The organism is Synechococcus sp. BA-124 BA4 (assembly GCF_034931165.1).
The window spans coordinates 33,273-41,542 of the sequence record NZ_JAYGIA010000002.1; the positions used below are offsets into that span (position 1 = coordinate 33,273).

12 protein-coding genes are annotated in these 8,270 nt (G+C 62.2%); 10 read left to right on the plus strand and 2 right to left on the minus strand.

The annotated features are described in order from the left end of the window. The first annotated feature begins 37 nt into the window (after positions 1-37). Positions 38-1,465, plus strand: coding sequence for a DEAD/DEAH box helicase (locus VB734_RS00385; protein ID WP_322782395.1), 1,428 nt, complete (start codon positions 38-40; stop codon positions 1,463-1,465). Here the strand turns inward: VB734_RS00385 and VB734_RS00390 are convergent. Continuing rightward, positions 1,462-1,989, minus strand: a complete 528-nt coding sequence (locus VB734_RS00390) for a hypothetical protein (RefSeq protein WP_322782394.1) — start codon at positions 1,987-1,989, stop codon at positions 1,462-1,464. The genes VB734_RS00385 and VB734_RS00390 overlap by 4 nt on opposite strands. After that, positions 1,986-2,591 (minus strand): hypothetical protein, encoded by a 606-nt coding sequence (locus VB734_RS00395; protein WP_322782393.1) that lies wholly within the window; start codon positions 2,589-2,591, stop codon positions 1,986-1,988. The genes VB734_RS00390 and VB734_RS00395 overlap by 4 nt, the downstream gene beginning before the upstream one ends. A 152-nt stretch (positions 2,592-2,743) precedes the next feature. Between VB734_RS00395 and VB734_RS00400 the strand changes: the two genes are divergently transcribed. From VB734_RS00400 to VB734_RS00440, 9 genes are all read left to right on the plus strand, one after another. After that, the gene (locus VB734_RS00400) at positions 2,744-3,121 is read left to right on the plus strand and encodes a VRR-NUC domain-containing protein (RefSeq protein ID WP_322782392.1); all 378 of its coding nucleotides are present in this window, start codon (positions 2,744-2,746) and stop codon (positions 3,119-3,121) included. A 244-nt stretch (positions 3,122-3,365) separates the two neighbouring features. Then, positions 3,366-4,085, plus strand: a complete 720-nt coding sequence (locus VB734_RS00405) for an XRE family transcriptional regulator (RefSeq protein WP_322782391.1) — start codon at positions 3,366-3,368, stop codon at positions 4,083-4,085. Positions 4,086-4,174: 89 nt separating this feature from the next. Beyond that, positions 4,175-4,945: a hypothetical protein gene (locus VB734_RS00410; RefSeq protein ID WP_322782390.1), complete on the plus strand. Its 771-nt coding sequence runs from the start codon at positions 4,175-4,177 to the stop codon at positions 4,943-4,945. Beyond that, positions 4,942-5,187 carry a hypothetical protein gene (locus VB734_RS00415; protein ID WP_322782389.1) on the plus strand — a complete coding sequence of 82 codons (246 nt, stop codon included), beginning with the start codon at positions 4,942-4,944 and terminating at the stop codon, positions 5,185-5,187. Before VB734_RS00410 ends, VB734_RS00415 begins: the two co-directional genes overlap by 4 nt. Next, complete coding sequence (locus VB734_RS00420) at positions 5,180-5,767, plus strand: hypothetical protein (RefSeq protein ID WP_322782388.1); 588 nt, start codon at positions 5,180-5,182, stop codon at positions 5,765-5,767. The genes VB734_RS00415 and VB734_RS00420 overlap by 8 nt, the downstream gene beginning before the upstream one ends. Beyond that, positions 5,767-6,066, plus strand: a complete 300-nt coding sequence (locus VB734_RS00425; protein WP_322782387.1) for a hypothetical protein — start codon at positions 5,767-5,769, stop codon at positions 6,064-6,066. The genes VB734_RS00420 and VB734_RS00425 overlap by 1 nt, the downstream gene beginning before the upstream one ends. Further along, on the plus strand, positions 6,063-6,863 hold the full coding sequence (locus VB734_RS00430; RefSeq protein WP_322782386.1) for a KilA-N domain-containing protein: 801 nt from the start codon (positions 6,063-6,065) through the stop codon (positions 6,861-6,863). Before VB734_RS00425 ends, VB734_RS00430 begins: the two co-directional genes overlap by 4 nt. Then, positions 6,863-7,093 carry a helix-turn-helix domain-containing protein gene (locus tag VB734_RS00435; RefSeq protein WP_322782385.1) on the plus strand — a complete coding sequence of 77 codons (231 nt, stop codon included), beginning with the start codon at positions 6,863-6,865 and terminating at the stop codon, positions 7,091-7,093. The genes VB734_RS00430 and VB734_RS00435 overlap by 1 nt, the downstream gene beginning before the upstream one ends. A 159-nt stretch (positions 7,094-7,252) precedes the next feature. Continuing rightward, positions 7,253-8,270: dynamin family protein (locus tag VB734_RS00440; RefSeq protein WP_323242855.1), on the plus strand; the 1,018-nt coding region annotated here is incomplete at its 3' end.

The following is an 8,270-nucleotide window of genomic DNA, read 5'->3' on the forward strand; positions in this document are numbered from 1 at the left end:
AGGTGTCCGACTCAGCGCAAAGCCTGTCGTCACGCCCATGGCCCCGATCGTCCTGCGCGACTACCAGCAGCAGCTGCTGGCCGATCTCCGCGCTGCCCTCAAGGTCCACCGGCGGGTCTGTGCGGTCATGCCCACCGGAGCGGGGAAAGGGCAGACCATCGGCGCGATCGTGCAGGGCGCGGCGAGCAAGGGCCGCCGGGTGCTGGTGCTCGCCCATCGGGCTGAACTGATCGAGCAGCTCACCGGCACCGTTCGGGCCTGGGGCCTGGAGCCCGACGTGATCGCCCCCGGCCACCGGCTGCAGGGCCGGCAGGTCGCCGTGGGCTCGGTGCAGACCGTGGTCCGGCGCCTCGAACTGCTGTCTGCGCCGGATCTGATCATTCAGGACGAGGCCCACCACCTGGTGGCTGGCAATGTCTGGGGCCGCGTCATAAACGCCTGGCCTCAGGCCCACCTGATCGGCAAGACTGCCACCCCCGAGCGGCTCGACGGCAAGGGGCTGGGCGTGGAGGCCGGCGGCTATTTCGAAGCCTTGGTGCTGGGGCCTTCAGCAGCCTGGCTGGTGGAGCAGGGCTGGCTGGCCAAGCCCCGGGTCTTCTCCTGGCCGGGTGCAAGGAACAGCAAGCTCCGCCGGGGGATGGGCGAGTTCGATCTCGAGCAGGCGGCACGCGCCTTTGGGGACCGGGCCGCCATCGGCGATGCCGTCTCCCATTACCGGCGCCGACTGCACCCGGGCACGGCGATTGTTTTTTGCTGCACGATCGAGCACGCCGAGCAGATGGCCGCGGCCTTCCGCAGTGCGGGAATTCGCGCTGCGTCAGTGAGCGGCAGCACCCCTGCTGAGGAGCGCAAACGCCTGATCGCTGGGCTCGGCACCGGTGAGTTGGAGGTGCTGAGCAGCTGCATGATCATTTCCGAGGGCACCGACATCCCCTCAGTCGGCGGGGCGATCCTGATGCGCCCCACCGCCAGCCTGTCGCTCTACCTGCAGATGGTCGGCCGGGCCCTGCGTCCCGCACCTGGGAAACAGGAGGCCGTGATCCTCGATCACGTCGGCAACGCCCATCGCCATGGCCTACCGACCGATGAGCGCGAGTGGAACCTGGCCGGGCGGCGCCGCCGCGAGGGCGTCTCGATCCCCATCAAGGACTGCCCAGTGTGCTTCTGCAGCTGCCCCAGCGCAGCGCAGGTCTGCCCCGACTGCGGCCATCTGTTCCTGACCGACGAGCACGATGAGCAGCGGCGAGGGGTCCAGCAGGTTGAGGGTGAACTTGTGGAAGTCACAGGCGCAGCCCGCCACCGTCCCAAACCCAACCAGCAGCAACGGCCACGGCGCACGCACCCGGCCGCAGGCTGCCGCACCTTCGAGCAGCTGCTGCAACGCGAGCAGGATCGGGGCTACAAGCCCGGCTGGGCCAGGCACGTCTGGGCAGCCAGGCAAAAAGGTGGAGGAGCGAACCGCTAAGTGCAGCCGATTTCACCCCAGATGTAGAACGATCTACCTTGCGAGGGGTAAACGCAGCGGTCTTGCACTAGATTGGAGTCGCTACCTACTGACCACCCCACTCCCCATTCCCACATGTAGAAGACTACACTCCCTACATCTGGGCAGGCGGAGAGGACTTGCTCTGTGTATTTCTTGGTGAGCTGTGGGCTGCTCGTGAGTGCCTGGTTTGCGTTGTGCGCTTGCTGAGTAGCCTGCAGCCCTCGCGACCACTGCGTGTTGAGGTTGAAGACGATCCGCTGCTGCCTCTCTGGAATGGGCGAGGCTGCAGCGGGACTTTCTGATGCTGGTGAATAGATCTGCACATCTTGCAGATCCCCGCCCAGCCTGTTTTCAATGTCACTGTGCACTTGATGAATGGCATTGAGGCAGCGAGGGTCCTTGATGCTTTCGTAGGCGGAAGCTCTGTCGTTCGCAAAAGCTGATCTGCCGGCCAGGGACGCCATGGTCAAAGCAAGCGTGACAAAAGAGATGAGTGCTTTCATGGTGAGAAGTAGTACCCCCATTCGTATTGCATGACATTCATGCCGTCCTCTCCAGGGACCAGGCGTGTGTGCGGGCCATCTCCGAGGTCGACCCATCGAAAGGTGCGAGCCGTGCCATCAGGGAAAAAGCCAACTGGGACACCGCCCTCATGCCAGTGATTGAAGCTCACCAGACCAATGTCTGGACATGCTTCCAAGATCCGTGCACCAAGAGCGGATAGGTAAACTGGAGAGGAGAGAAGGCCCTGGTAAAGCTTGTCGGAGTCCCCGGATAAATTGATGTCCAGCTGCTGCGGTCTCCCTGGAGGCGCACCGTAGTAATACTTGCCGATGGAGGTGCTATCGAGCGTGAATGTTGGATACACCATCCGCGCAATGCGAGTGCCGGCATTGGCCCGATAGGGAGAGAAGAAGCCTCTCGATCTGAGCTCGGATTTGACTGATGATTGTGCTTCTGTACAAGTCGCCGTTGTGCCCTTTAATCTGGTGAAGTGAAGTGACTGTGCGAGGGCGCTGCTACTCAAGCCCTGCAAGGTCTGCCAGGTCAGGATCAGGGCCGTCAGTGGACGTAAAAAGGTATGGCCAATCAATGGCGGGTGCATTTCCTTGGTGGCTGACGATGTCCTACTTGGCATATGTAGGTATAGGCCGGAAGTCAGTTTCAGTCAGGCTTGGCTGCCGCGACTGAAGGGCGGTGTGGCCTGGTAAGGCGCTTACCAGGGTGGTCGCTGTCCCGAGTCTGGCAACAGGAGGCATGGACTCCTCCCCCAGCGAACACGAGATCCAGCAGCGCATCCGCCTCGCCTGCGGCCGCGGGCCGGTGCGGCTCTGGCGGAACAACACCGGTGCCCTGGTCGACCAGCAGGGGCGCTTCGTGCGCTTCGGGCTGTGCAAGGGCAGCAGCGACCTGATCGGTCTGCGGTCGCTGGAGATCACGCCCGAGCTGGTCGGCCTACGGCTCGCTCAGTTCGTCGCCCTGGAGGTCAAGACAGCCCAGGGCGTGCTCGGCCCGGAGCAACGGGCGTTTCTCCGGCTAGTGCAGCAGCTCGGGGGCCTGGCCGCGGCCTGTCGCTCTGTGGAGGAAGCCGAGCAGTTGCTTGGCGTGCCGAGGCAAGTGCTGCTGGGACACTGATGGATCCGGCAGAACTGCAGCAGCGGCTGAGGCGTCTCGCAAAGGCCCACCCGGGCGAGCACCCCTACACGCTTGCCCTGAGGCTGCAAGCAGAGACAAGGAAGGTGATGACTGGGCAGCTTGCCAAGCAGATCCTGCAGAGGCTCGGACAAGATCAGACCTGATATGCCAGGACGTGTCAGGAAGTGACTAGGAGTGCCAAGTTTGCCGTATGGTTTGGGAAATCCCATTCAGGATCCTGAACGTGGCCATCACCTACGCGGAGCTGCTTGAGCGCCAGGAGGAGAACCGCGCAGCGTTCGGTCGGATGCTGCTGAACTGGCGAAGAACCAACGGCTGGACCCAATACACCGCCTGCAGCTGGGCGGAAGAGGCCGGCTTCGATGCGATCTCCTACGGCAACCTCTCGGTGATCGAGCAGGGCAAGGCCGGCGAGCTGCGCCAGAAGGCCTTCTGGCAGCTGGGCGAACTGAACCGCCGAATCGCCGAGAAGGACTGGGGCCCGGTCAAGACCCAGGGGATCAAAGAGAAGCTGGAAGGCGCCATCCCACTGGGCGACGAGGAATGCCCGGCCTGGACGCCACTGGAACTGTGGGCCTGCTACTGCGGCCTGAGAGATGTGCCGGAAGCGTTCCGCACCACGCCCGCGCCGACCGTTGGCCAGCGCAAGGCCACGGAGCTCTCCAGCAAGTGGCGCAACCAGATGCGCCGGGTTGTCGACGAGTGCGGGCTGGAGCCCAGCGACGCCCTCAACTCCTTGGCGGTCGAGGCCAGCGAAGAGCATCGCAAGCGCTTCTTTGCAGTGCTCACGGGCTTCGGCGACTACAAGCCGGAAGAGCTGGCCCCACTGTGGATCGAAGGCGACCTTTACCTGCCCAAGCGCTGGCTGGACCAGTGGGAGGCGGCCAACAGAAAGGGCACCAAGCCCAGCGGCCGCAGAGGCAAGAAGCCAGTCCCAGCCTGATGGCTAGGAATTAACAGCCGCTATGAGTGCGGCTTTCAGTAAAGAGCCCTAAGATCCGGACCAGCGGGCAACCGCCCGATCGATCCGTCATGGCTTCACCCCCAAGGCCTCCAGGGGCCGCCATTGAGGCGCCGCCGGCCGTCCTGGCCGACGCCACTCCCGAGCAACAGCTCACCTATGCCCTGGCCAATTTTCAGGCCGAGGTGTCCCCCATCACCGCTGCCGATCTGGCGGAGGTGGTGCACTCAGCCCGCCCGGCCTTCCGCCGCGGGATCGGCTGGTCCGCCCAGCTGCGTGAGCAGCAAGGCCGCTCCAGGCTGCAGGTCACGGTGATGCATGTCGCCGGGGCCGAGCTCTGCAGCGAGTCCTGGGCCGATGAGGCCAGCGATCTGGCCGAAACCACCGGTCTGATGCTGGCGATGCTGCTGGGCATTCCCATGTCTTCTCAGGCTCGGGCTGTACAGCCTTATTCCGCGGATTCAGAGCAGTCTGATGACAAGCCCGGTGAGGGCATTGCTCAGCAGGCTTGCTCCAAGCCGAAGGCCGAAGACCCATCGCCGGAAGAGTCGCTTCCCTTGGCTGACGCCAATGGTGACGGGGCACCTGCGGACGGAGATCCAGGCCTCGCTCCCCTCACCCCTGAGGAGGTCAGCGAGGTTCACCGCCGCGTCCTCGAACTGCCGCAGGCGACACGCCAGGAGCTGACCAAAGCCTTCCGCGAGCACTTCCAGGTGCCGCGCAACGCCCGTTCCATCGGTGATCGCATCACCCAGCGGCAGCACAGCTTGTTCATCGAGCTCTTCCTCGAAGAAGCGCAGGGCCAGGTGCAGGCGGAAGCTCCTGCGGAGCCAGGCCCATGAGCACAAGCCATCGCCCCCGGCCGCCACGCCGCTACGGCGAGCAGCCCCGCTCTCAGGCTGGTCGGCATTTCATCCAGACCCAGGTGCGCACCGATGTGTACCTGCGGATCCGCGAGGTGATGGAGCGCCACAACATCTCCGCCAGCGGAGCGGTGCATCACCTGCTGCGCGAGCGCTTTGGCCTGCCGCCCCTTCCTCCATTCGATCAACACAAGGTTTCCACCGATTCATCCCATGGCTAAAGACATCTTCCGCACGCCCCTCGCTGAAGTGCGTTGGGCCCACCTGATCACCCCCAGGCATCAGCTCGACAAGAGCAAGCCCAAGGCCTGGACGGCCGACCTGCTGCTCCCCAACGGTGACGAGAAGGCCCAGTCCTTCCTGCTGGCGATGGAAGATCAGTTCATCGCCCTGCACGGCAGCCGCAAGCGCCGCGCCGAGAAGGGCTTCCCCTGGAAGCCCGACAAGGAGAAGCCCAGCGAGATCACCGTGGTGCGGTTCAAGGTGCCGCAGTTCCAGCGGCGCGACGGCTCCCTTTCCGATGGGCCCCGCATCGTCGATGCCAAGAAGCAGCCCTGGGATGGGGCCGCCATCGGCAACGGCTCCAAGGTTGTGGTGGCCTTCGACATCTACGACTGGGACGGAGAGAACGGCTGCGGCATGACCTTCCAACCCCGCGCCGTCCAGGTGGTCGAGTTCGTGCCTTACGAGCAGGTGGATCCCACCGATGGCTTCGAGGAGGTCGACGGCTACACCACCTCCGGGGCTGGTGCCGGTAATTGGAGCGCCGGCGCTGCCGACGACGACGAGGAGCTGTTCTGATGCCACTCGATCGTCAGGACCACAACGCCGGGGCCTGGAGGGGCAGGCCCCCTCACCGGCCCGGCCCCCAGCTGCCTGCCTTCTGCCGTACCCGCCGGCCCACCGTCATGGTCACGGCCTCCAGCCTTGCCGGGCTGCGCGGCCTTGTCCTGCTGGGGTTGGCGTTTCAGCTCAGCACCCTGCTGCTCGTACTCGCCGGGCCCGTACCGCTGCGGCCAGTCACCAGCACCGTCTTCCGTCCCGATGCCGGCACTGATGCCGGTGAGCTTCCACCCGTCACACCGTTTTCAGACCGATGAACACCACAACCACGTCGTCCTATCCCGCTGCGCATGTCGTTTCGATGAATCACCCCGCGCTGATCTCCCGTTCCTGGAACGGCACGCCGATTTCCCGGCGCGTCACCGATGGCTATGTCAATGCCACGGCGATGTGCAAGGCCAACAACAAGCAGTGGTCAAAATACCGGGAGAGCGACCGCTGCCAGACCTATTTGGATGCCCTCGCTGAAACCTCCGGAATTCGGATGTTTGACCTGATCGAGTCCCGCCAGGGCCAGGGCGGCGGCACCTGGGTCCATCCCCAAGTCGCGGTCGACCTGGCCCGCTGGATCAGCGCGCCGTTCGCGGTGTGGATGGATGGCTGGTTCCTGGAGAGTGTCCAGCAGGGGCAGCCGACACCGGTGGAGACGACTGCGCCCCGGCTTCGGGAAGCCGAGGTGATCTCCTTGGTGGAACGCAGCATCAGCCTGTTTGAGCGGCTTGGCGGCATGGATCAACGCGATCAGCTCCTGTTCAAGGACATCGTGCGCAGCAACGTGCTGACCGCGAGCTCGGGAATGCTGCCTGGCGCCCCGTATGACGAGGAGCTCACCTTGGGAGATGCCTGGCTGGAGGTGTTCCAGCAAGTGCTGCCGCGCAACCAGTTCTGCGCAGCCGGCAAGCTCGTGGCCAGGGCCTACCGCGAGGAGTTTGGCGAAGAACCCCCTCGCCGCCAACAGTTTGTTGACGGGGCCCCGCGCCAGGTAAAGAGCTATCGCCGGTCCTGGTTGATCGACACGCTCAAGCGCTTTCGCGCCCAGCTGACAGGGGGCTGATGGACACGCCTACCACGTCATCCCGCCAGCGGGTCTGGGTAACGACTGCAGAAGCGTGCGCATCTCTGGGGATGAGCCGTGAAACCCTCCGCCAGCTGCGGCTGCGAGGGGTGCTCATCCCGGGCAAGCACTATCGCCGCTGGGGCTGCACCCAGGGCCGGGGGCCTCTCCAATGGCACCTCGAGAACGTCGAAGCCACGATCACCGGCTGGAGCAAACGCAACCTGTAGAGACCTTGAGCAGCACGGAACAGGTGAATCCATGAAACTTCGACAAAAAAAGCCTCAGAGCAAAGCCGCAATTAGACAGAGCCAAAAGAACATTGCCTACAGCGCGTGCACACAAGGAGTTGATCGTGTATAATCAAAGAGCGGGATTATCACAATGTCATGGAGCAACGCAAAGCAGCGCCCACCCTGCACACCGCACTAGACATCGTCAAGAGTTCACTAGAAAAGGGAACTGACCTCAGGTCGTTAGCGTCGGCGGGCTCGAGCAATGCAGGCAAGATATTGTCAGGCCAGCACAGTGAACTCTCAAAAGGCATCTTCCAGCTGATCGTCCTTGGGGAATTCAAGAACGGGAAGAGCACGCTGCTTAATTCCTTTCTTGGGCAGAAGATTTTGCCTGCCAAGCAAGCGCCAGCGACAGCTGTTATCACAAGAATCTTCCACGGATCACCTGATAAAGGCGTGACCGTGTACTACGCAGATGGCAAACATAAGACGCTTGGCCTTGCTGAGTTCCAATCAGAGTTCATGCTTGACATAGCCGATCATGGGTCGCATGCTGAGGATCGCTTTCGCGATATCTTGTATGCAGACATTCCTGTAGACCTAGACTTATGCAGAGATGGGGTGATTCTCGTAGACTCACCAGGTCTTGCTGAAAACCCTGTACGAACAAAGGCGACTCAAGACTTTTTTAAATTTTCCACTGGCGCAATATTAGTACTTGACGCCACCCAGCCACTCAGCATCGAGGAAGTGAGATGGGCCAAAGACCTCTTTTCCAACTTCGGACCCGAAGGTGTTTTTGTTGTAGTCAACAAGATTAATCTTGTTGATGACGACGAGGTCGATGAGATCAAGCGACTATTCCACTCGCGCCTGAGCGAGATCAGTAATGAGACACTCGGCCGTGAGCAAGAAAATCGCATTTACTTTGTCGACGCCAGAACAGCCCTTCAATCCAGGACCTCCAGATCAGAAGATCTTTTCAGAGCTAGTGGGGTCTATGACCTATTGAACGATTTGTCAGTTTTTCTTTCATCCTCCGGTCGCGAACGAATTGCACTAAAGAGACTGCAGGCTGCATCCAATGACTTTCTTAATGAACATGAAAGACTTGTGAATGATTGGAAAGCAGCTGCAAGCTCTTCACTCGAAGATCTGAAAGCCAGAAAAG